We start from the raw sequence: 20466 nt of genomic DNA, 5'->3' as shown, positions 1-20466 counted from the left end.
AAGTCTGGCAGCGCCGCCTGCGCCGGGTGCTGCGCCGCGTGCCGATGGCGATCGCCCTCAGCACGTTGGCAGCGGGATTGGTCATCGGGGGGCGATCGCTCGGCTGGCTGCAACCTGTCGAACTCGCCACCTACGACCAAATGCTGCGCCTGCGCCCTGCCGAGCAAGAACAAGACCCGCGCCTGCTGATTGTCACGATTGACGAACAGGAGCGGCAAGACCTTGGGCAACAGTCTGGCCCCTACTGGTATTCGGTATCAAACGCGAACCTGAACCGCCTGATTGAAATCTTGGACAAGAGCGGTGCCCGGTTAATCGGCATCGACCTGTATCGTGACCTGCCGATCGAACCCGAAGCTGCGTCGCTGGCTCGGCAGTTTCGCGAAAATCCAAAGGTCATCGGCGTTTGCAAAGTGCCTGTGCGGGGCGAGGGCGGCATTGCTCCCCCAGCGGACATGGCGGCAACTCGGCTGGGGTTTTCAGATTTTGTTGAGGACAAAAAAGAGCGGAAGGTTCACCAGATCAATGCAGAAGCGCGGGCGATTGGCGAAGCAATCCCTGGGGGAATCGCCCCCCGTCCAGTTGCGAGTGCTGCCGTATCCCCATCGAGCCAGCCGCAGTCCCAGCCTGGAATGGTGCGCCGCCACCTGCTGGCCATGCGCGAAGAACTGTCGGACAAAACAGGCTGCCTACCCGACTTTGCATTCAGCACGCTGCTCGCCAGTCGGTATCTAGAAGCCGAGCAGATTCCCGTAGAAATTACGCCGGAGGTGCTGAAGCTGGGCGATCGCACCTATCCGCTCTTGCGACGGCGATCGGGCGGCTATAAAGCCCCCAATTTTGACTATCGCGGGGCGCAGGTCTTGCTTAACTACCGCACCGTGCGCCCGCTGTACGACAGTCCGTTTAGGCAGGTGAAAATCAGCGATGTGCTGAGTGAGCGCGTGCAGACGGATCTGTTTCAAGATCGCGTGGTTATCGTTGGATACATTCCGCATGATCCGCAGCAATCGACCGATATCTGGAGAACGCCCATCGCTTCCACAATGGACGGGGTACTGGTGCAGGCGCAGATGACCAGCCAGTTGCTCAGTGCCGCTTTCAACGAGCGGCCGCTGCTGTGGACGTTGCCCCACGGGCTGGAAATGCTGTGGATTGGCGGCTGGGCGGCGCTGGGCGGGCTGCTGGTGCTGCTGTTCAAAGCGCCCTGGCGGTTATTAGGGGCGATCGCCCTGGGATTGCTGCTTTTGGGGGCGATCGCTCAGGGAGTTCTAATTCTCTGGGGCGGCTGGATACCGCTGGTTCCCGCCGTTTTGACTTTTGGCCTCAGCGCCATCCTGGTCACGATCTACCGCTACCGTCTGGTGCAACTGACGCTCCTGTTTTTCGTCAATCTCATCCTGATCATGACTCGCGGTCAGCGCTTCAAATAAAGGGCTGCAACGTCCAGTCTTCCCAAGACTCCAAACCCAGTGTCAGGAAACTCCAGCCCGCTCTTTTCGTCTTGCTGCGTAAAAGAGCAGAGATTTCCTGAAGTGAATATTGTGGGAAGAATCAGAAGCCTCTAGCGAGGTTGCACATCCCCCAAACCCCTGTATTTGCGTGCCTCCCCACTAGCCCCCTTGAGTTGAGGTCACCAACATGAATGCATCTAAGTTTTGGTTAAAGTCTGCGGTGATTGCTGCTGCGGTTCTGGTTTTGTCTGCTGCTCCGGCCGTGGCGCAGCGCTATGAATCGGCGGGCGACGCACCTGGTGCAGACCGGGCAATCGGGGGCGGTGGTCATCGCTATCGGGCCCCGCTGCCGCCCGAAGCAGGCGCACCCGCTGGACGACCCTTTGGCGGAGCTAGCCGAGGTAGCGGCGACCTGCCCCTATGCCAGTCCCTAGCGGCCCTGGTTCCGTCCACTCGTGAGGTTGGGCGCAACGGCAGAGAGTACACCAGCGTTTGGGCCCTCACTGCCGCCGCCCATCCCACCTTCTGGTTCTACGTTCCCTACGCCCTGACCAGCGATGAGCCAGCGGAATTTGTGCTGTTTGACGATCAGCGCCGCATTATTTACCGAAAACAAGACATTGTTCTGAGCAATCAACCCGGCATTATCGGAATTTCCCTCCCCGAAACTGCGCCAGCCTTGGAAATCGGGCGCATGTATCGGTGGAATTTCCAGACTCGCTGCGGCGGCGAAGTTGTATTCGTAGAAGGCTGGATTCAGCGGACTGCGCTGGATGCCGAACTCACTGCCGAAATCGACCGCGCCTCGCCGCTCGACCGGGCAGCCCTGTACGCAGAAAACGGCATCTGGTACGACGCGCTGACCCTTTTGGGCAACTTGCGCCGCGAAGATCCCGACAATCTTGACGTGCTAAACGCCTGGATGGAACTGCTGGAGGTGCTGGAACTGGGAGAAGCCGAAGAGGAAATCGTCCTCACGCCGATTGCTCCAGCGGAATAAGCATCAGGGGTCGGTGCAGCGCTGCTCTCCGGCCCCTCCACCGTGCTTGAGCCAACCCAGGGGTAACGCTAGAATGTTTACATTCCTTTACACATGGGTCTCATGCAAACTGCGATCGCCCCTGCTGTGGGAGCCTATTGGGACTGGCGCGGCTATGCCATTCACTATGTCCGTGCAGGAGAGCGACGGGGCGATCGCCCGCCCTTGCTGCTGGTGCATGGCTTTGGCGCGTCTACGGATCACTGGCGCAAGAACGTAGCGGGGCTAAGCGCCGACTTTGAAGTCTGGGCGATCGATCTGCTGGGCTTTGGGCGATCGCAAAAGCCGGATATCGTCTACAGTGGCGACCTCTGGCGCGACCAGTTGCACGACTTTATTACCGAGGTAATTCGGCGACCTGCGGTGCTGGCGGGCAACTCGCTGGGCGGCTATGCGTCGCTGTGTGTGGCGGCGCAGCGCCCCCAATCCGCCGCTGGGCTGGTGCTGCTGAACTGCGCTGGAGCCTTTACCGAAACAGCGCAAACCGCTCAGCCCAATCTCCTCCAGCAGTGGTTGGGAGACACTGTGCGATCGCTCTTGTTGCAGCCGCTCCCCAGTTTTCTGCTGTTTCAATACGTCCGGCAAAAGTCCGTCATTCGCAAAACCCTGGAAAAGGTCTATCTCGACCGCAGCGCCGTCACCGACCAGTTGGTTGAGGACATCTATCGCCCCTCTTGCGATCCGGGCGCACCCGCCGTATTCGCCGCTGTGTTCAAGTCTCCTCGTGGCGAAAAAAATGATGTGCTGCTAAGCCAAATGCAGTGTCCATTGCTGATGCTGTGGGGTGAGGGCGATCCGTGGATGAATGCCCGCAGCCGGGGGGCCCGCTTCCGCCAACACTATCCCAACCTGACAGAGCATTACCTGAATGCGGGGCATTGTCCCCATGACGAAGTGCCGGAACAGGTAAACGCGCTGATCAAAGATTGGGTCTTGGGAATCGGAGAGGATGCGATGATGGAATAAGGGGTGACGTTGTCTTTACGGGTCGCTCCATCGTCTAGGCACTGCATCCTAGTTTGTGATTCGGTTTCTGTGGTTAACTTCTGATGTCTTCTTCTCGCCCTTCCCTTGAGTCTGAATTGCAGCGGCTTCGTCAGCTTCGGTTAGCGATTTTGCGGATTCACAAAGCCCTGCTGGAATCGGAGCGCGGCATTTATGAGGAATTTCACGGCCCGATTCGCTCAAATACAGAGTTTTTTAAGCTGGTAATCGAGGACGACGGCTGGTTTAGCTGGCTGCGCCCCATTTCGCAGTTTGTGGTGCAAATTGATGATGTGGTGCTGTCTAAAAAGCCCGTCTCGATGGAGCAAGTGGATGAACTGTTTAACCGGGCACGGGTGCTAATGCAGCCTTCAGAATTTGGCACAGAGCTAGAAAAGGGCTATTTTCGGGCAATTCAGCGAGATCCGGAGATCGCGCTGATGCATGCCGAAGTCTCTCGTTTGATGGCAGCGCCCGACGCTTAGCCCCATCGCTCCGAACCACAAATCCAAAGTTTTGTAAATCATTCCGGAATTTTGCGTATTTTGAGTGAGGTCGCCAGATAAAGAAAGCGTCGGCTATTGGCTTGCCAAAGCAATGCGACTATACTACAACTGTAATATTGGTAATTTTGTCGCCGCTTTTTTCTCTTCTGATAGCACACGCTTCTGCATACCAGCCCCAGTTTCTACCCCTCTGGTTCCTGAGTCCTCTCACTTTATCGTCTTCCTGCTTCGCAGCGCTTTCCAGCTTTCTCGCAGTCCTTTCGCCCGCCTTTGCAACTCCAGTATTTGCAACCCCAGATTTTGCGACCCCAGGTTTTGCGACCCCAGATTTTGCGACCCCAGTATTTGCGACCCCAGTATTTGCAACCCCTATGTTAAGCCTCGCTCTGTCCATCCTTTACGGCACGCAGATTGACCTGTTCCATGACGGACGGGCGCAATTTGTCGGGCTGTTTCTGCTTGAAGGATGGCAGCATTTCGGCGCGGCGCTGCTGGCGGGCTGCGATCTGGGGCGGCGCAAGGGCGATGGAACGGGCTTTGGGGTTCAAGGGATTGATCTCTCCTCTTGTTTCGATCGTTCGGATTGCTTGCTCGTTCGCCCCGGCGCAAAACCCAATTCCAATTTCGATGCAGCCGTTTGCGCCATCGGAATGCGATCGCCCTTGCCCACTGCGCTTCACACCGGATTTCAGTTCGGATCTTTTTCTTTTAATGCTGCCCTGGCCATCTTGGGCCGAATTGCAACACAACTCAATCTGAGCGGGAGGTGCAGGGTCATTCTGTCACCCACCTAAAGGCAAAGCGACTCGGTTTTCCTAGTCCCCCGCTCCTGACTGTCAGAAGCGGGGGTTCTTTTTTGCCGCTTGCTGCGAACCCGAACCTTCCGCACGCTAGCCGCATCTTTCTGAAGGAACAGCGTTTGTCATGCTAAAGCTTACCTATACCGATGCCGACGTTTATATAGAGGTTCTGTCTACGCCCATCGAAACGGCGATCGCCCAACGGGTGACGCTGGCCCTGCGCTGCGGCGAAACGCTGCATGTCACGCCAAACTCCGCTAGTTTTCTGCTGGCGGCCCACTTGCCCCAGTTGGCGCAACTCCAACAACTGCTAAAGCAACACTCCGGGGCGATCGCCCTAGCTATGGCCGATGCAGACTGGGTTGAAATTACACTCTACGGAAGCTGGCTGTCGTCCAGTCCCTACGCTCACGAAGGCGTTTTTCTGATTGCATTGCCCGCTGCAATCGAGTGCCTAATTCATCAACTCTGGCAGGCAAGTGTCTGTGTCCAGGGTGTCAGGGGCTGAGAGGATAGGAACGAGGAGGGTTAGGATGACTCTGGGCAGAGTCGGGTTTCACGCAAACCTGGCCCTGCCCAAAACGCCTTGCTCGGTTTTCATCGCAAACCAGATTCCCAAACCAGTCTCAATCGCTACTCCTCTGGCGGCAACTCAGGCCGGTCTTGAAGCGTATCAATCAGGGCTGATTTTGAAGCCTTGAGCTGCTTCCAGAGGGCTTTGATCTGGTCGTAGGCTTCCTCAGAGGAAATCTTGCCGCCCGTCTCTAGGCTGCAAATGATACCAATCCGCTGGGCAAATTCCTGAAGATTGGCGTTGAACGCTAGCCTTTGAGGAGAGAAATCGCCCCGATAGCGCCCAATCGGATAGAAAAATTGATCTTTTTCGTTCTCAGATGCTTCTGACAAAATGACCAATACCTCTCAACCGTGAGGACGCAGCTAGAAGCCAACTACCTAAGTGAATAAAATGACCTCGTTTGAAGTATAGCGCTTAATGGATGGTTTTTAGAACACCCGCTAGGAGAAGTCCTGTGAGTTCCAGTTCTCAGTGAGTCAGGAGGCTAAATATCAAATTCAACGCTATTGGCCTGAAAAATGACCTGCTGAATGCCGTAGGAAGGCTGAGTCAACAGCGTTTCTCGAATGGCTTCAAACAAGCAATACTGATTGGCGCTGCTGAGGCTTTGAAAGGCTCGCCCGCCACGAGGATTGTTGACTGCGAAGTTGATTTCGGCTTCTTTTGCCGCTTCGTTTACGTTGACCTCGTAGCCCGTGATACCAACATCTTGCCCTTCGTAGGACTCGACAATTTGGGTGACAGCACCCGCTACGGGTTCATCGGCTGTCACCAGCACCGATTGCGGCACGAGTTCTTGGGTGTTGGGGTCGGGCAAGTAGATGATCGCAGGCATATAGTCCTGCGTAATGGAGGTGTTGATCTCTTCAATGTCGTCAGCATCAGTAGCGTTTGGAGCTAGCTCTGGGTTGGCGATCGCCCGATTAGCAGCGCCTACCAACAGCGTCAGCGCGCTGGCGGCAATCAGAGAGAATCGTACAGGTGACCATAAATCCTGGATGCCTGTTTTGCTTTGTGGACTCCATCGACAAATAGCGTTCATCGCCTTTCCCCCTTCCGAAATATATGGAGTTTCTAAGAACAGATATCAAAACAGATAGGTTTAAGAGAATCCCAAAGAAACCTTATGAAAACAAGTGATTTTTAAATCAATTGACCAATACTTAATGCTCTTAATACTCTAAAGTTTAACGCCAAAAGTTGTCAGAATTTTTGAGCTTTAGTTTTTTTATTGAGTCTGTATTGAGCGAAACACAAAGCCTGTGATCTGACTCACAAAAGATTAGGAGTAACAAATACGCCTCAGGCAGTTTTTAAAGAGAATTCAGCCATACCTTGTGAAATATTCTGACAATCCCTTGCACACTGTATCGTAATATTTGAGACATCTTAAACTTCTGAAAAAAAGTGGAACTTTTGCGGGAGGAGCCATCTTCCGATCAATATCCGCGAGTCGGAGTGGTAATTCCAATCCTGAACGGAGCAGCAGATTTGCCTGAGCTATTGTCCTGTCTGTCTCAGCAAACCTACTCACGGGAACGCATTCAATATGTCTTGATCGACAACGGGAGTGGCGATCGCACGCCTGATTTACTCCAAACTGCCGCTATGCAGTTCCAATCGCTCGGCCTGACGCTGCGCCCGCTTACTGTTTCAGACATTCAAAGCGCCTACGCCGCCCGCAATGCGGGTATTGTGGCAGCGCTGTCGGGCGACACCCCCTGCGAGATCATTGCCTTCACCGATGTTGATTGTCGTCCGAATCCAGACTGGTTGCGGAATTTGGTGCAGCCCTTTGCGGAGCCGCAGGTCGGGCTGGTGGCGGGAGAAGTGCTGCCTCTGAAACCTGCCACTTGGCTGGAGCGGTACGCTGCCCGCCGAGAGTTTCTGTCGCAGCGACACACGCTGTCCCACGGATTTCTGCCCTACGGACAGACGGCCAACCTGGCCGTGCGGCGATCGCCCCTCGAAGCCGTTGGGCTGTTTCGCCCCTATCTAACCAGCGGCGGCGATGCAGACTTGTGCTGGCGAATTTTGCAGACAGGGCAGTGGGAACTCCGCCTGGCAGAAGGGGCGATCGCCCGCCATCGGCATCGCGCTACGCTGCCTGCGCTCTGGAAACAGTGGCAGCGCTACGGCCGTTCCGATGCTCACCTGCATGAGCTACATGGCTCAGCCCTGATGCGATCGCTGACCTGGCAAGACGCGGCAACTCGTCTGGCTCGGTGGCTCCTCAAAGAACTTCCCAGCGTCGCGCCCCATGTATTAAGAGAACAGGAGCCGTGGGATCGATTGCTCGATACCCCGCTAGATTTGTTTTGCGCGGCGGCCCGGAGTTGGGGCCAGCGACGCAGTTCGTTCCCGGAAGCGGCACGGGCGATCGCCTGGTTGCCGGATGGCACGCGGGTCAATTCACCGCACCAGTAGCAGATGTATTCTTCTGAAGGAAGAGACGAGGGAGCGAGCGATCGCCCTAAAATCTAAATCATCTGCTCAAGATAAGATGTCTTTGAGATGAGATGTCCTTGAGATGAAATTTCGACGTTTTCTTTATCCATCAAAACCAATATGGCAAACATGGCAAATGTTCAAGTGACCGTTTCCGTTGCAGACGATCACCTCGATCGCCTCCTGGAAGTTGCCGAAAACCTGCAAGAACACGGCATGAAGATTGATCAGGTGATGGATCAGGTGGGAATCGTCACGGGTTCCTGCCCCTCTGGTGACCTGCCTGCGCTTCGTCGGGTGCCTGGGGTTGAGCATGTAGAATCTGCCCAGACGTTTCATCTATCGCCGCCCCACTCTAAAATTCAGTAAAATAAAATTCAGTAAAATTCAGTCGCAAGTTCAGTCGCGCCTTGTTGCTCAGCCTTGGTGCCGAAGCATCGTCCTCCGCCGCCACAGAGAGGGCGATCGCACAGTGCGGAATAAAAAACTGAACGAACGTTGAGCAACTGGACAACAAGCTGACCCAGTTTGGATTACGCTGCTGAACTGAAAATAGGGAACCGGGAGGCTAAAGAGCCTACTGGCGAACCTCCTGGCGCAGAACCCCCAATGACGCTTCCTGAGACATCTGCGGACTTGATGCAGACGTGCTGTGGACGTGCCGTGGACTTGATTGGGAAGTAGAAAGTAGACCGTGCCTGCTGGTTTCCAACTCTGATCTGCTCATCCACGGTTTCCCGGAGCATCCGGGGCAATTTGTTGTATTAGAAAAATAATTGGATGATCCTGTTTTTCCCGGATGCCCGCGTTTTTGATAAAGAGACTGTGAGGAATTGATTGCAAACGTGGAGACGTTGAATGGGGGTTTGTCCTGCGTGTTTTTGCGGCGATCGCTCCATTTTTTTCGACTATTTTTGATGTTTCATCCTCATTTTCAACCTGGTAGTTGATAAAGAAATTGTTAGCACGAGCCTAGTGCAAGTCTCATTTCTGTCAATGTTTGTTGAAATTAAAGTTAGGGAACTCTAGGTGTATTGAAAGACTTTTGCATCCTTAAAAGAGACGGCTAACCAGAGGATATGTTAAGGAAGAGGGTCGCGATGCCTAGCCCAGATCAGGATTTGTTCTCCCAGAATGGAGAGCCAGCGCATAGTGTCGAAAAAAGTATTGAAGAGCAGCGCCTTAAGACCCTGAACGACCTTGGGTTAATGGATGCTGAGAGTGTGCCGATTTTTGAAGAAGCGACTCAAACGGCCGCCCATCTTTTGGATGCTCGAATTTGTGTGCTTGGGCTGATGGATCAACAGCGCCAGTGGTTCAAATCCGCGGTTGGGCTATCGCGGATTGGACTGATGAACGAACTGGCGACAACCCGCCAACTTCCTCGTGCCGACGCGCTATGTCGTCATGTCGTTGAGAGCCGCCAGGTCCTTGTGCTGAACGATGCTTCGGCGCATCCCGATTTTGCAGACAGCCTGCTCGTGCGGCATTACGGCATTCGCGCCTACCTCAGCGCTCCCCTGATCGCGTCCAATGGTCAATGCGTCGGCACGCTAGCTGTCTTGAGCTTGCAGCCGCGTGATTTTTCGACTCGCGAGGTGGAACTGCTGGAGCTAGTCGCCCGGTGGAGTATGAGCGAATACGAGCGCAATCACCTGCTGCGGCGATCGCCCCAGCCCATGATGAAATCTCCCAAGGGGGCGATCGCTGCGTCGCCCACCACCTCGATCAAGGCAGATCTGATCGCCCAAATGGCTCAGGAACTCCGCACCCCCCTCACGTCAATCCTGGGCATGGCCAGCGTCCTCAACCGTGAAATCTACGGCCCGCTGACAGAAAAGCAGAAAGAATATCTGGCAATTGTCCACAACAGCGGTCAAACCTTGCTCTCGCTGATTAATGAAATTCTAGAACTGGGCGCACTCAACGACACAAACTGCGTCCTAAACCTTGCGCCAATCGACATAGAAATGCTGTGTCAACAGGCGTTTAGCACCCTCCAGCAGGTCGCGCAACGGCGAGAACAGCGCATTCGGCTGACGGTCGAACCGGGCAACCGCATTTGGATGCTCGACAAAGAAAAAATGCGTCAGATGCTCTATCACCTAGTGTTCAGCGTGATTCAATCCGCCAGCACTGAGAGCATTATTCGGGTTCACATTTCTCGTAAGCAGTCTGCTCTGACCATCACTGTGTGGACTTCGCATCCCTGGCTTGGCGAAGGTCTCCCGGCTGCTGACCTCTATACAGGGCAAATGCTGACACCCGCCGAGTTGTCTCAAGCCCATGCGTCGTCCTACGGCTGGTCCGCAGGCGACTCCCAAAAGTCTGCGCTTTCTCAAAGCGACACTGCTGACGGCTCGGCCCCGCAGAACATGCTCCGCCAGAGCCTAGGGCTAATGCTCAGCCGCCAGCTTGCAGAACTACACGGAGGCACGATCAACATCCAGGGTTCGGCTGAAACGGGCTATCGATATGTGGTTAGCGTTCCGCAGTCTGCTGAGCTAGGTGAACTGGAGTAGCCAGCGGGCCGGACATCTCTACGGGCTGGGCGATGGTCAGAATCAGGGGCGATCGCCCGAACTCTCTAGCCCTTTTCTGGAGCAGAAACGCAGATCCATGCACCCGTAGGCCTCTGATTAGGGTTGATAATTCTGGCCATTTGGTTATGATTTTATGTAGCAGTTTGCGATTCCGCTTTTGTTGTTCTGGCTCTGTGACCGAGTGGACAAGCACAGTCTGAGTTTTGGGTTTCTGAACTTGAGGCTGTTGGATTTGCACTCTCTGGCTTCGGTGCCCTTGTCAACTTCCACTTGGATGAGTCATAGTAAATATACGTTGTAGCCGACGTAACAAACAGTCTGGAATTCTTTCGAGCAAGACTACGATCTAGGTCTGCATCAAGGAGCAGTCTGAGTCAATGGATTATATCGATAAGGTTTTGGAAAAGCTTAAAGAGTGGGCACGCAAGCTAGTGGAAGCGCTGCTGGGCCCAGACGTTCAGCCGGAGCCAGAGCCTATTCCCATCCCAGTGGATGACCGCAGCCGTCGCCGCTAAGTTGCTTCCGAGCAGGTGTTTCGACCCTGAAGATCTGTTGACGTTGGCAATGGTCTTTGGGTCGAGTGCAAGCAACGCGAGTAGATAGGTTTGTACTGGACATCTGTTTAGCCTGACGCTTCTGGCAGTTGCGCTGTTTAGGTTCGATTGCTCTGGCGGGATTTGTGCGTAACTGCGTTTGATTTGTTGTTCTAGCAATTTTTTGTGTCCAATCTGAGCATCCTGGTCTTGCATGGCCCAAATCTGAATCTGCTGGGGCACAGAGAGCCGGGGATTTACGGACGGGAGACTCTCGACAGCATTAATCAGTCATTGCAGGATGCAGCAGTTCAGCTTGGTGTTCAGCTAGAGTCGTTTCAGTCTAACCATGAAGGCGCTTTGGTCGATGCGATTCACGGGGCGATGGGCGTTCAGGATGGACTACTGATTAATCCCGGAGCGTATACCCACACCAGCATTGCAATTCGAGACGCGATCGCCGCTGTAGCGCTGCCCACGGTCGAGGTTCATCTAAGCAACGTCTATCGGCGGGAGTCCTTTCGGCATCATTCCTACATTGCACCCGTTGCAGTTGGACAGATCAGTGGGTTTGGCGCGTTTAGCTATGTTCTTGGACTTCGCGCCCTAGTTCACCATCTCACCCACGTTTTTCTGGAGTAGCCTAGCTAGAGTAGCTTAGCTAAAGTAGTATTCACCCTGATATTTGCGACTTCAGGATAGATTCCGAGAGTTTTCTGTAATTTTGAGCCAGTTTCGCAGTTTTATTCGCGCTACTTGCAGAAATTCACCGTTTGCAGCAATCTGGCTTTCGGCTGCACTTGGGTAAGCCAGATTTGGCTTATGGCTCCGATTCCAGCGGCGCAAGCAGTTCATCTTTCCAGACTTCGATCTGAAGGCGCAGGCGAGCGGCTCCACCGGGCGTGGCCGTATTGGGCAGCAATAGCCGCTCAATTGCTCGCTGATAGTCTGCCAGGGCAGCGTTCCAATCGCCCCAGAGGTGATGTGTGCGACCCCGCTCGGCGTAGATGTGGGCTTCCAGACGACCTAGCCGCAGCGCAAAGTCAAAGCATTCTAGAGCGCGATCGTGCATTTCTAGCTCACGCAGCGTAATCCCCTGATTGAGCCAGGCGCGGACGTTGGTTGGGTTCAGATTAAGGGCTGCGTCGTAGTCCAGGATGGCTTCTAGAAACTTGCCCTGAGTGGCGTAGTAGTTGGCGCGATTGTTATACACGCTGTCGAGAGTGGAATCGAGCGCGAGCGCTTGGTTATAGTCGGCGATCGCCCGCTCCATGTCCCCGCTTTGGAAGTAGACCAGGCCGCGATTGTTATAGTCACGGGCGCTGCTGGGGTTTTGCTCCAGAATCATGGTGAACAGGGCGATCGCCTCTTGATGATCGCCGCGCTGGGCTGCTTGGAGGGCTTCTTGGCGGAGCGCTGTTTCCAACTCGGTGTGGCTGAGGGGAGCCGCAGCACGAGGGGCGATCGCCGTGTCTACTCGTCGCGCTCTTGGCTGCCAGCGCTTCTGCACTCTAAGGGCTGGCCGGGCAGTCGTGCTAAGACCATTGCGCGACCGATCTGCATTGTTCGCTTTTTCTTGCCGACCTGTAGAAGAGCGCATGTTCATGACATCCTCGTGGTGTATTTCAGTGAGTGCCAGGGTGTATATGCCTTTAGAACCCGCGTTATCCGCCTTTCCACCTGTTAATGTCTCTCAAAGCCCAAAGTAGTGTCAGGTTGAAAGTACGGAAAATTCTCTTTCACCTGAAATAGCAGCGCACCCTTGGCAACTGACGATGCGGAGTCCACGAAAGTTCCGCCGAGTCAGACATTCAGCATTTGGTTATCTACGAAGAAACTACACAGAACCTCCGTATAATTCCTGAAACTCTCTGCAAGGATTCGTGAACTTTTGGTGACATAGGCGTTACATCCTAATTGATTCTCGACAGGATTTACGCAGTTGGACGATTTCTCACGGGCGCAGCCCGCGAGAAATCGTCCAAAACCCAAAGAGCTTATCGCAAGTGCGTAAGTCCTGCTCGATTTGGGATTTTGGGGTTTTGGATTGCTAATCAGGCGTTTGTGGGGCTGCCAGGAATGTCATTCGTAGCGTCATCTAGAGAAGTGATGTCAGACGCTATCAGACCAGAAAACCGTCGGTTCAGCAGATCTACAACCCGTCGATTGTTCCACTCCTTTTCCTGCTGATAAAACAAACCCATAAAAAAAACTCCCTGGAGCTTCTTGCGTTGCAAATCTCCAGGAAGCGGACTGTCAAACCCGTGGAACTAGGCGCTAAAACCTAGCGAGGCGGATTCAGGAAACGGCTGGCAAATTTTAGCGTTTCGCCGAGGTCGGTCGATTTTTCGTCGCCACCGAGGAAAGCAGCCAGCAGGGGGTTGCCGCCACGGGTGCCAGGTTTGGGTGCGCCCAGGTTCAGCATCCCCATCGCAGCCGTAATCAGCCCTGGCAGCATTCCCTGGACAAGGGTGGGGCTGAGGCCAGTTGCAGAGGAAATAGTCTGGACGGCCTGTTGCTGTAGCCCAGCAGGAATCAGGGATTGCAGCGCTGCACCGCTAGCGGAACCACCCGCGAGTTGACCGATCATGCTTTCCAAGCCCCCCATCCCTGCGGTGGTTTGCTGCTGCTTCAACGCAGTACGAGCTAGGTTGCCCACCACAGAGAAGGCACTCTGGGTCGTCGCAGGACTGAGACCCTGGCTCCCTGCAAGCTGAGAGACGGTATTGACAATGGAACCCAGCGAACTAACGCTGGCTTGCTGGTTGGGGTTGTTGATCGCGCTTAAAACGTCAAAGATAAGACTCATCTTTTTGCCTCGGTGTAAAACAAATTCAGCGGGGTTGCTGAATGGGGTGCTGAATAGCAGAATGCATCAAACTATTCTGCTGATGCATGTAAACTCTGTTCATATCCGGCACTTGGCTGCGCCGATTGATTCAGGTAAATTTTGCCACGAGGGATCGGGATTTTGGGTGTTGTGCAACACTTCGATTACCATAAAACAGGCTCTACAGCTTTTATTCAGACTGTAGAGCCTAATTCGATTGCAAGAGCCGACCTGTTCGAGGAGGAGTTTGCCTGCTGAGAGACGTGCAGCGATATCGCGCGACAATGCACGTCCTCGGAGAGCTTTTACGCAAAGGGAGTATCGTTTGGCATCCAGGATAGCCAGGTTGCTACAGCCCAACGAGCTTGGCGCTGAGCGTCCAGAGGCGATCGCCCAGAGCATCGTTCGTGGCCTTTTCCGACAGCTCTTGAACAAAGGACTCGCGCCCCTGCTTTTGACGGTTGCCCCAGCTCCAGTGAACTCCGGATTGCTTGAACGCCGGATCAGCGACGACCTGCGCCACGCGCTCGCCCGCCAGTTCTTGCGAGACATAGCCGCCTGTGATGTTCTTTTGGAACCAGGGGAAGACTTTTTGGAAAATTGGGTAGCTATTGCGGAACAGCGGCGTGTCGGCGACGCAGCCAGGATAGAGCGAACTGAAGGTAATGCCCGTGGTGTCGTGATAGCGGCGATGCAGCTCGCGCACGGTAATCATGTTGCAGAGCTTGCTGTCTTTGTAGGCTTTGCCAGCCTTAAACTTTTTGCCGTCGATCATAGAAATCGGCGCTTTGAAGCCGGCCTCTAGCCCTTCCAGGTTGCCCAGGTCGGCGGGCGCGGGAATGGGGATCTTGCCACCCAGTTCCTTGGAGTTGGCAGTGACGGTTCCCAAAATGACCAAGCGCTTGTCCGCGGCGGGGGAATCCTTGAGGTCGCCCAATAGCAGATTACACAGCAGGAAGTGCCCAAAATGGTTGGTGGCGACGCTGAGTTCATACCCCTCTGGGCTACGGAGCGGCTCTTTGAGTAGGGGCATATAAACAGCGGCGTTGCAGACTAGCGCATCGAGCGATCGCCCGGTGGCGTGAAAGTCATCCACAAACTTGCGAACGCTGTCGAGCGATCCCAGATCAATGTGCAGTAGCGTGTAGTGATCTTTGGGAATGCCGACGGACTGTGCAGCGGCTTCGGCTTTGGCTAGATCTCGACAGGCCATGACCACATGCCATCCACGCTGGGCCAGGGCTTTGGTAGCGTATAGCCCCACTCCCGAAGAGGCTCCGGTTATGATTACGGTCGGTTGCTGAGAGTTTTGCATTTTATTAACAACTTACGGTGCGCTGTGATGTGTCTCCATGATTCATGATGATTGCACACCGTTGAGCCACGAAATGTTGAGTTATTACGCGAAATGTTGAGTTATTCAAAGCCTAAACAGAAGGCGAGAACTGGGGGCGATCGCCCTGCGCTCCCGGCCCTATTCTCCAAACCGATACCCCTTCCCATACACCGTATGAATCAGCGTGCTTTCGCCCTTGCCTTCGATCTTGCGGCGGAGCAGGCGAATTTGCGCCGCTAGTACGTTGCTGCTGATTTTCTCGGCATCGCTCCACACCTGCTCATGGATTTGGGCATGGGTCAGCAGTTGATTAGGATGCCGCATGAGGTAGTCCAGCAGTTGGCTTTCTTTTTCCGATAGCTTGATGGTGCGCCCCCGACGATAGGCTACCTGATTGTCCAAATCTAGCTCCAGATCCCCAACGGCGAGGCGAGCGGCAGATCGGACTGGCACGCTGGGTTCCAGGCTAGGGGGCCGCCGCAGCAGCGCCCGCACCCGCGCCAGCAACTCTCGTAGCTCAAACGGCTTGACCAGATAGTCGTCTGCGCCTGCATCCAGCCCAGCAACGCGGTCATCGATCGTGTCTTTGGCCGTGAGAAATAGGACGGGCGTGGTGTCGCCCTTGGCGCGGAGCGACTGACAGATTTCTAGCCCGCTCTGGTGGGGCAGCATCCAGTCCAAAATCAGCAGGTCGTAGCTGCCCTGCGTTGCCAGGGTTCCCCCCTCTGCCCCATCGTGCGCCACATCGACCGCATAGCCTTCGCGCTTGAGGACGTGGGTCAGCGGCTCGGTGAGTTCGATTTCGTCATCTACCAAGAGAATTTGCATGGAAGTATTCTATGTCAGGGACTAGGGGCTAGCGGAAGCGATCGCGCTCCAGGTCAAAAATCGCCTTCTCCCAGCACCAGGCAGTTGGACGGTCGGGATAGCGCTGCTGGACAGATTCCACCAGGCGATGGGCAGCGGCGCGATCGCCATTCAGCAGTCGCACCAGTCGCTTTTCTAGAACAGGCTTGACACCCCCGGCGGGTTTTCCAGGCAACGAGCGGGGCCGCCTCCCCGTCGCCAGCCAGCGCACCAGTTGGGCGATCGCCCATCCCGCCAGCCCAAACAACGCCAGGTAAATAATTGGTTCCAGCATTTCTCAAGTTGCGATATTAAAGCTATGACAGAGACAGCGCCAGATTTGCTGCCGATCGGTCGTGGCACGCCTTCACACCATGCTTACAGAACGTTACATCCAGGTTAACAATTCTGCTGAACTGGCTTCCCTGGCGACTCAGGGCGGTTTTCCGCCATTGGAGGCGCGGATGTTCGAGCTACATCAGCCGGATGCCCACTGGGTTTTGCTGCGGGGCGAGGCGATTGCGGGCTATTGCTCGCTGTGGTGGCGATCGGTGCCAGAGTATCCGGGCGAACGGCTGGGCTTAATTGGGCATTACGCCGTAGCGGATGGGTTTGCCGCAGCCAGCTTGCTGGGCCACGCCGCAGGGGAACTGGCAGCCCAGGGCTGCACCTTGGCGATCGCCCCCATCGACGGCAACACCTGGCGGCGCTATCGGCTGCTGAGCGATCGCGGCACAGAGCCGCTGTTTTTCCTAGAGCCAGACAATCCTGATGAATGGTGCGGGCAGTTTGAGGCGGCGGGCTTTGGGGCGATCGCACACTATTCCTCAGCGCTGGCGACGGACTTAACCCAGGTCGATCTGCGACTGACAGCCGTGCAGCAGCGGTTGGATGCGGCGGGCGTGAAGATTCGTCCGCTAGCACTCGACCAGTTCGACGCAGAGCTAGAGCGAATTCATGCCCTATCGCTGGTGGCGTTTCAGCACAACTTTCTCTACAGCCCGATTTCCCAGGCAGAATTTCTGACGCAGTATCGCCAGGTGCGTCCCTACGTGCAGCCGGAACTGGTGCTGCTGGCAGAGCAGGAGTCGCAACTAGTGGGTTTTTTGTTTGCCGTGCCCGATTTGCTCCAGGCGCAGCGCGGCGAAACGGTGGATACGGTGATTCTCAAAACCGTAGCAGTGCTACCCGGTCGCCGTTATGCAGGATTGGGCAACGTGCTGGTGGCGCGAGTGCAGGCGATCGCCCATGATCTCGGCTATCGTCGTGCCATTCACGCCCTCATGCATGATGACAACAATTCTCGCAATCTGAGCAGCCGTTATGCCTATTCCATCCGGCGTTACACGCTCTATGCCCGCAAGCTCTAAAGTTGGCTTACGAATTCATTTACGTTCAATTCAAATATCACCTTCTCCCTCGAACAGCGTCTTAAGCGGCATCGCGTCCACATTCTGTTCTTCTTTTAGGTAGCGGGACAATACATCTGTCTGCCCATGAGTCACGTAAATGGTTTTTGCCTTAGTTTGACGCACTGTATTCACAAGTCCATTCCAATCAGCATGATCTGAAAGGATGAATCCACGTTCATAGCCGCGTCTGCGTCGTGCGCCGCGCACCGCCATCCAGCCAGACGCAAAGGCAGTCTGCGGATGCTGAAACCGCTTCATCCAGCTTGAGCGATGGCCCGACGGCGGCGACAGCACCAAGTCACCCTGAAACTTGTAGCTGCGGGGCATCTCGGAGGTGGGAATCGTTTGCACCATCGGAATTCCGAGGCTGCGATAAATCTCCGTCAGTGCGTGAATGGCACCGTGTACATAGACAGGGCGATCGCAGAAATTTCGCAGTTCACTTAGGATTCGCTGTGCTTTGCCAAAGGCATAGCAAAACAGCAGCGAGGGACGTTCCAAGTCGCCTTGCCACCAGTTGTAAATTTGCCTGCACACCTCTGTTCCGCTCTGCCAGTTGTAAATCGGCAAACCAAAGGTTGCTTCGGTAATAAAGCGATCGCACTCCACCACTTCAAACGGCGCACAGGTCGGGTCTGCATCTCGCTTATAGTCGCCCGAAACGACCCACACTTCACCCTGATGTTCCACCCGGATCTGCGCCGAACCCAGCACATGCCCCGCTGCATGAAATGACACCCAGGTTTCCCCCAGTTTTAGCGGCTCACCGTAGGCCACGCCCTGAAGCTGAATGCTCTCGCCCAGCCGCTTTTTCAACACGCCTGCTGAAACGTCCGTTGCAATGTATCGGGCTGACCCCGATCGCGCATGATCGGAATGGGCGTGGGTAATCAGCGCCGTGTCTACTGGTCGCCACGGGTCGATAAAAAAGTCGCCCGCTTCGCAATAAAGTCCTTCAGGGCGAACGGTAATCAGCGTCATAAGCAGGGAGGCTCGGCAGGAATGAAAACAGAAACGAAAAAGAGGCGCACAACTGCACGCCTCTACACCATAGCGAACGGGAAAAGTTTGTTGAACCCAGACTTGAGCCGAGATATGAAACCCTAGATGTGAATGCCGCACTCGGTTTTGCCTGTGCCGCGCCAGCGACCAGCCCGCTCGTCTTCGCCTTCGCCGACGGGGGTGGTGATTGGCTCGTCGCCAATGCTGGGATACCCCTGGTCGTGCAGTGGGTTGTAAATCATGCTGTGTTCCGCGACGTAGGCCCAGCTATCTTTGCGCGTCCACGACGCTAGGGGGTTGATCTTGAGGCGGCCCTGCTTATCCAGTTCAAACACGGGCATATCGGCGCGGGTGGTGGCCTGGTCGCGGCGGCGGCCGGTGATCCAGGCGACGGTGTTGAGTTCGCTTAGTCCGCGCTGGAGCGGCTCGATTTTGGTCAGATCATGAAACTTGAGGATGTCGCTATCCCACAGCGCCTCGCCATACTTTGCGGCAAAGGCTTCGCGGGTGTCTACGTCCTGAATTTTGTAGACCTGGAGGTTGAGGGCGTACAAATCTTTGGCTTTGGCAACCAGTTCCAGCGTTTGAGGAAAGTGGTGAAGCGTGTCCAAAAACAGCACAGGAACGGGCTGAGCAGGCTTGATTTGCTTGTAGAGAATATCCGTTAGCACCAGGTCATCTACGTTAAAGGCGCTGGTTTGTACGAGGCCAGTGGGGATGTTTTCCACGCTCCAGGCGAGGATGTCTTTGGGATGGGCGGTGTCAAACTGCTGATTGAGCGCGCCTAGGTCGAACGGCTGCGTCTGCGCCGGAGCGTCTACGGATTGAGTCATAATGCGTGTTTAAGGGTTGAGGTTGCCAGTTGGGAAAATCTCAATGAGTATATTTTACGATAAAAGGCGCATAAGCCGATGGGGAAATGGGGATTGAGAAGAATCAGGGGTTTACGATGAAGCTCATTCTCTACAGCAAGCCCGGATGCCACTTGTGTGAGGGGCTTCAAGAAAAGCTGACGCAGGTGCAAAGCGTTTCTATCGATCTGGAAATTCGCGACATCACCACTCGCGACGACTGGTTTCAGGCCTATCAGTATGAGATTCCGGTACTGATCTGGCAGCGCGATCGCCCTGATTCCCCGCCCGACCTGATTCCGCTGCCCCGCCTCTCGCCCCGGGCCGGTGTGGCGCAACTGGAGGCACTGCTGCAAAAGGCGCTGGCCGCAGCGTAACGGTCGCCTCATGCCGCAGTGAGAATCAGCAATAGCCCAACTGCCACCATCACACCACCGGCGATCGCATTCAGCCGAGTGCTTAACCCCCCGCCCAGGAGGAACCGGGTTCGGTCTGCCAGCAGCGCGTAGATGACCTTTACACCCCCGACAGCGGCGATCGCCACCAGCATAATCACGCCTGCATCGACATAGGACACCTGAGACATATCCAGAAACGCAGGGAAAAAGCCGAGGTAAAACAGTGTTGCCTTTTGATCGGCCAGGGTAATCAGCAGCCCGGTTAGAAAACTGGAGACTCTTGATGAGTGAGAGATGGACTGCGCTTCCACAGGTTGCTCTCTGGCGCGAAATAGCCAAAGGCCCAGCCAGATTAGATAGGCTCCGCCCAGGTATTTGATCAGAAACACCAGGCTGCCCAAGGCGCTGGATAGAAATGAGAGTCCCCAAAGGGCGATCGCAATAAACAGGAGATCACCCACCACGATGCCCGCCGCCGTCAACACGCCATGCAGAAACCCAAGGCTGGCCGCCCGCGTGGAGACTGTGAGGACGCTGACGCTGGGAATGGCTGCCAGAACCACCATTGCTGAAAATAGGGCAACGATGTTGCTCAGGGTCAGATTGCTTTGTGTCCATGTTTGTGCCAATGTCGGAAACATCTCGGAAGCATCCAAGTGTTAATTAAGCGTCAATCAAGCGTCAATTCTCGATTTTGGATTTGCGATTTTGGATTTCCGGTTTTGGATTGCCCGTCAAGTCTTCGCAGGGCTTCCAGCACGTTTATTCCACGCTTATCCATTGTGCCAATTGGGAGAATTCGGGAAATGGAACGGGTGTATCCCACTTTTGTAGCCCTCACCCTAAATTCCTCTCCCACGTCGGGAAAGGGACTTCCAATCTGGCTCCCCTTCTCCCTTTTTGGGAG

Annotated in this window: 26 protein-coding genes; 14 read left to right on the top strand and 12 right to left on the bottom strand. The window is 55.1% G+C overall.

Translation table 11 applies throughout. From position 1 onward, the window contains the following. The 4 genes from IGS51_RS02515 to IGS51_RS02500 all read left to right on the top strand — a co-directional run. Positions 1-1433, top strand: a 1433-nt coding sequence (locus IGS51_RS02515) for a CHASE2 domain-containing protein (RefSeq protein WP_297075474.1), incomplete at its 5' end; no start/stop codon positions are given. A 208-nt stretch (positions 1434-1641) separates the two neighbouring features. Further along, a complete protein-coding gene (locus IGS51_RS02510) occupies positions 1642-2454 on the top strand; it encodes a DUF928 domain-containing protein (protein ID WP_297075472.1) in 813 nt (270 codons plus the stop codon). A 102-nt stretch (positions 2455-2556) separates the two neighbouring features. Then, on the top strand, positions 2557-3459 hold the full coding sequence (locus IGS51_RS02505) for an alpha/beta fold hydrolase (RefSeq protein ID WP_297075482.1): 903 nt from the start codon (positions 2557-2559) through the stop codon (positions 3457-3459). Between the two features lie 83 nt (positions 3460-3542). Continuing rightward, complete coding sequence (locus IGS51_RS02500; protein WP_172353323.1) at positions 3543-3962, top strand: hypothetical protein; 420 nt, start codon at positions 3543-3545, stop codon at positions 3960-3962. Positions 3963-4080: 118 nt separating this feature from the next. On the opposite strand, the gene IGS51_RS22270 is transcribed toward IGS51_RS02500, so the two are convergent. Next, positions 4081-4377: a hypothetical protein gene (locus tag IGS51_RS22270; RefSeq protein ID WP_367279239.1), complete on the bottom strand. Its 297-nt coding sequence runs from the start codon at positions 4375-4377 to the stop codon at positions 4081-4083. On the opposite strand from IGS51_RS22270, the gene IGS51_RS02495 reads away from it, so the two are divergent. Both IGS51_RS02495 and IGS51_RS02490 read left to right on the top strand, forming a co-directional pair. Beyond that, positions 4355-4777: a hypothetical protein gene (locus tag IGS51_RS02495; RefSeq protein ID WP_297075469.1), complete on the top strand. Its 423-nt coding sequence runs from the start codon at positions 4355-4357 to the stop codon at positions 4775-4777. The genes IGS51_RS22270 and IGS51_RS02495 overlap by 23 nt on opposite strands. A 130-nt stretch (positions 4778-4907) precedes the next feature. Next, complete coding sequence (locus tag IGS51_RS02490; RefSeq protein ID WP_297075468.1) at positions 4908-5291, top strand: alr0857 family protein; 384 nt, start codon at positions 4908-4910, stop codon at positions 5289-5291. A gap of 125 nt (positions 5292-5416) precedes the next feature. Here the strand turns inward: IGS51_RS02490 and IGS51_RS02485 are convergent, their stop codons facing one another. Further along, positions 5417-5689 (bottom strand): hypothetical protein, encoded by a 273-nt coding sequence (locus IGS51_RS02485; protein WP_367279238.1) that lies wholly within the window; start codon positions 5687-5689, stop codon positions 5417-5419. 155 nt (positions 5690-5844) lie between these two features. Continuing rightward, positions 5845-6402, bottom strand: coding sequence for a hypothetical protein (locus IGS51_RS02480; protein ID WP_297075465.1), 558 nt, complete (start codon positions 6400-6402; stop codon positions 5845-5847). 416 nt (positions 6403-6818) lie between these two features. Here IGS51_RS02480 and IGS51_RS02475 point away from each other — a divergent pair, with 416 nt between their 5' ends. The 6 genes from IGS51_RS02475 to aroQ all read left to right on the top strand — a co-directional run bounded on the left by IGS51_RS02475 (position 6819) and on the right by aroQ (position 11526). Then, positions 6819-7787, top strand: coding sequence for a glycosyltransferase (locus tag IGS51_RS02475; RefSeq protein ID WP_297075463.1), 969 nt, complete (start codon positions 6819-6821; stop codon positions 7785-7787). A 150-nt stretch (positions 7788-7937) separates the two neighbouring features. Further along, complete coding sequence (locus IGS51_RS02470) at positions 7938-8177, top strand: hypothetical protein (RefSeq protein ID WP_297075460.1); 240 nt, start codon at positions 7938-7940, stop codon at positions 8175-8177. A gap of 731 nt (positions 8178-8908) precedes the next feature. Continuing rightward, positions 8909-10330 (top strand): GAF domain-containing sensor histidine kinase, encoded by a 1422-nt coding sequence (locus IGS51_RS02465; RefSeq protein ID WP_297075458.1) that lies wholly within the window; start codon positions 8909-8911, stop codon positions 10328-10330. After that, a complete protein-coding gene (locus tag IGS51_RS02460) occupies positions 10317-10439 on the top strand; it encodes a hypothetical protein (RefSeq protein ID WP_297075443.1) in 123 nt (40 codons plus the stop codon). The genes IGS51_RS02465 and IGS51_RS02460 overlap by 14 nt, the downstream gene beginning before the upstream one ends. Positions 10440-10728: 289 nt before the next feature. Next, entirely contained in the window at positions 10729-10866 is a 138-nt protein-coding gene (locus IGS51_RS02455; protein WP_172353315.1) for a hypothetical protein, read from the top strand. 204 nt (positions 10867-11070) lie between these two features. Continuing rightward, positions 11071-11526 carry a type II 3-dehydroquinate dehydratase gene (gene aroQ / locus IGS51_RS02450; RefSeq protein WP_367279237.1) on the top strand — a complete coding sequence of 152 codons (456 nt, stop codon included), beginning with the start codon at positions 11071-11073 and terminating at the stop codon, positions 11524-11526. Positions 11527-11704: 178 nt separating this feature from the next. Here the strand turns inward: aroQ and IGS51_RS02445 are convergent, their stop codons facing one another. From IGS51_RS02445 to IGS51_RS02420, 6 genes are all read right to left on the bottom strand, one after another. Beyond that, positions 11705-12490 carry a tetratricopeptide repeat protein gene (locus IGS51_RS02445; protein ID WP_297075440.1) on the bottom strand — a complete coding sequence of 262 codons (786 nt, stop codon included), beginning with the start codon at positions 12488-12490 and terminating at the stop codon, positions 11705-11707. 448 nt (positions 12491-12938) lie between these two features. Then, on the bottom strand, positions 12939-13088 hold the full coding sequence (locus IGS51_RS02440) for a hypothetical protein (RefSeq protein ID WP_297075437.1): 150 nt from the start codon (positions 13086-13088) through the stop codon (positions 12939-12941). A gap of 80 nt (positions 13089-13168) precedes the next feature. After that, positions 13169-13693, bottom strand: coding sequence for a DUF937 domain-containing protein (locus IGS51_RS02435; protein ID WP_297075435.1), 525 nt, complete (start codon positions 13691-13693; stop codon positions 13169-13171). A gap of 370 nt (positions 13694-14063) precedes the next feature. After that, complete coding sequence (locus tag IGS51_RS02430; protein WP_297075433.1) at positions 14064-15029, bottom strand: protochlorophyllide reductase; 966 nt, start codon at positions 15027-15029, stop codon at positions 14064-14066. A 159-nt stretch (positions 15030-15188) separates the two neighbouring features. Next, the gene (gene rppA / locus IGS51_RS02425; RefSeq protein ID WP_297075431.1) at positions 15189-15878 is read right to left on the bottom strand and encodes a two-component system response regulator RppA; all 690 of its coding nucleotides are present in this window, start codon (positions 15876-15878) and stop codon (positions 15189-15191) included. A 28-nt stretch (positions 15879-15906) separates the two neighbouring features. Continuing rightward, entirely contained in the window at positions 15907-16191 is a 285-nt protein-coding gene (locus IGS51_RS02420) for a hypothetical protein (RefSeq protein WP_297075428.1), read from the bottom strand. A gap of 79 nt (positions 16192-16270) precedes the next feature. Here IGS51_RS02420 and IGS51_RS02415 point away from each other — a divergent pair, with 79 nt between their 5' ends. Beyond that, the gene (locus IGS51_RS02415) at positions 16271-17266 is read left to right on the top strand and encodes a GNAT family N-acetyltransferase (RefSeq protein ID WP_297075426.1); all 996 of its coding nucleotides are present in this window, start codon (positions 16271-16273) and stop codon (positions 17264-17266) included. A gap of 30 nt (positions 17267-17296) precedes the next feature. Here the strand turns inward: IGS51_RS02415 and IGS51_RS02410 are convergent, their stop codons facing one another. Together IGS51_RS02410 and cysH are read right to left on the bottom strand one after the other, a co-directional pair. Further along, complete coding sequence (locus IGS51_RS02410) at positions 17297-18289, bottom strand: ligase-associated DNA damage response exonuclease (protein WP_297075425.1); 993 nt, start codon at positions 18287-18289, stop codon at positions 17297-17299. A gap of 122 nt (positions 18290-18411) precedes the next feature. Then, positions 18412-19143, bottom strand: a complete 732-nt coding sequence (cysH, locus tag IGS51_RS02405; protein ID WP_297075422.1) for a phosphoadenosine phosphosulfate reductase — start codon at positions 19141-19143, stop codon at positions 18412-18414. A gap of 116 nt (positions 19144-19259) precedes the next feature. Here cysH and IGS51_RS02400 point away from each other — a divergent pair, with 116 nt between their 5' ends. Beyond that, positions 19260-19538 (top strand): glutaredoxin family protein, encoded by a 279-nt coding sequence (locus IGS51_RS02400; RefSeq protein ID WP_277772980.1) that lies wholly within the window; start codon positions 19260-19262, stop codon positions 19536-19538. A gap of 8 nt (positions 19539-19546) precedes the next feature. Here IGS51_RS02400 and IGS51_RS02395 read toward each other — a convergent pair whose 3' ends face one another. Next, positions 19547-20125 carry a LysE family translocator gene (locus tag IGS51_RS02395; protein ID WP_297075414.1) on the bottom strand — a complete coding sequence of 193 codons (579 nt, stop codon included), beginning with the start codon at positions 20123-20125 and terminating at the stop codon, positions 19547-19549. Positions 20126-20466: the final 341 nt, after the last annotated feature.

The sequence above is a fragment of the Thermoleptolyngbya sp. M55_K2018_002 genome (assembly GCF_015295965.1).
GTDB classification, from domain to species: domain Bacteria; phylum Cyanobacteriota; class Cyanobacteriia; order Elainellales; family Elainellaceae; genus Thermoleptolyngbya; species Thermoleptolyngbya sichuanensis.
The sequence above is the reverse complement of the archived record's forward strand: the minus strand, read 5'-3'. Positions and strand labels throughout refer to the sequence as shown.

Coding starts and splice junctions, on each gene's coding strand:
- IGS51_RS02510 (WP_297075472.1), top strand. CDS start 1,642: ATGAATGCATCTAAGTTTTGGTTAAAGTCTGCGGTGATTGCTGCTGCG.
- IGS51_RS02505 (WP_297075482.1), top strand. CDS start 2,557: ATGCAAACTGCGATCGCCCCTGCTGTGGGAGCCTATTGGGACTGGCGC.
- IGS51_RS02500 (WP_172353323.1), top strand. CDS start 3,543: ATGTCTTCTTCTCGCCCTTCCCTTGAGTCTGAATTGCAGCGGCTTCGT.
- IGS51_RS02495 (WP_297075469.1), top strand. CDS start 4,355: ATGTTAAGCCTCGCTCTGTCCATCCTTTACGGCACGCAGATTGACCTG.
- IGS51_RS22270 (WP_367279239.1), bottom strand. CDS start 4,377: ATGGACAGAGCGAGGCTTAACATAGGGGTTGCAAATACTGGGGTCGCA.
- IGS51_RS02490 (WP_297075468.1), top strand. CDS start 4,908: ATGCTAAAGCTTACCTATACCGATGCCGACGTTTATATAGAGGTTCTG.
- IGS51_RS02480 (WP_297075465.1), bottom strand. CDS start 6,402: ATGAACGCTATTTGTCGATGGAGTCCACAAAGCAAAACAGGCATCCAG.
- IGS51_RS02470 (WP_297075460.1), top strand. CDS start 7,938: ATGGCAAATGTTCAAGTGACCGTTTCCGTTGCAGACGATCACCTCGAT.
- IGS51_RS02465 (WP_297075458.1), top strand. CDS start 8,909: ATGCCTAGCCCAGATCAGGATTTGTTCTCCCAGAATGGAGAGCCAGCG.
- IGS51_RS02455 (WP_172353315.1), top strand. CDS start 10,729: ATGGATTATATCGATAAGGTTTTGGAAAAGCTTAAAGAGTGGGCACGC.
- IGS51_RS02445 (WP_297075440.1), bottom strand. CDS start 12,490: ATGAACATGCGCTCTTCTACAGGTCGGCAAGAAAAAGCGAACAATGCA.
- IGS51_RS02440 (WP_297075437.1), bottom strand. CDS start 13,088: ATGGGTTTGTTTTATCAGCAGGAAAAGGAGTGGAACAATCGACGGGTT.
- IGS51_RS02435 (WP_297075435.1), bottom strand. CDS start 13,693: ATGAGTCTTATCTTTGACGTTTTAAGCGCGATCAACAACCCCAACCAG.
- IGS51_RS02430 (WP_297075433.1), bottom strand. CDS start 15,029: ATGCAAAACTCTCAGCAACCGACCGTAATCATAACCGGAGCCTCTTCG.
- rppA (WP_297075431.1), bottom strand. CDS start 15,878: ATGCAAATTCTCTTGGTAGATGACGAAATCGAACTCACCGAGCCGCTG.
- IGS51_RS02420 (WP_297075428.1), bottom strand. CDS start 16,191: ATGCTGGAACCAATTATTTACCTGGCGTTGTTTGGGCTGGCGGGATGG.
- IGS51_RS02415 (WP_297075426.1), top strand. CDS start 16,271: ATGCTTACAGAACGTTACATCCAGGTTAACAATTCTGCTGAACTGGCT.
- IGS51_RS02410 (WP_297075425.1), bottom strand. CDS start 18,289: ATGACGCTGATTACCGTTCGCCCTGAAGGACTTTATTGCGAAGCGGGC.
- cysH (WP_297075422.1), bottom strand. CDS start 19,143: ATGACTCAATCCGTAGACGCTCCGGCGCAGACGCAGCCGTTCGACCTA.
- IGS51_RS02400 (WP_277772980.1), top strand. CDS start 19,260: ATGAAGCTCATTCTCTACAGCAAGCCCGGATGCCACTTGTGTGAGGGG.
- IGS51_RS02395 (WP_297075414.1), bottom strand. CDS start 20,125: ATGGTGGTTCTGGCAGCCATTCCCAGCGTCAGCGTCCTCACAGTCTCC.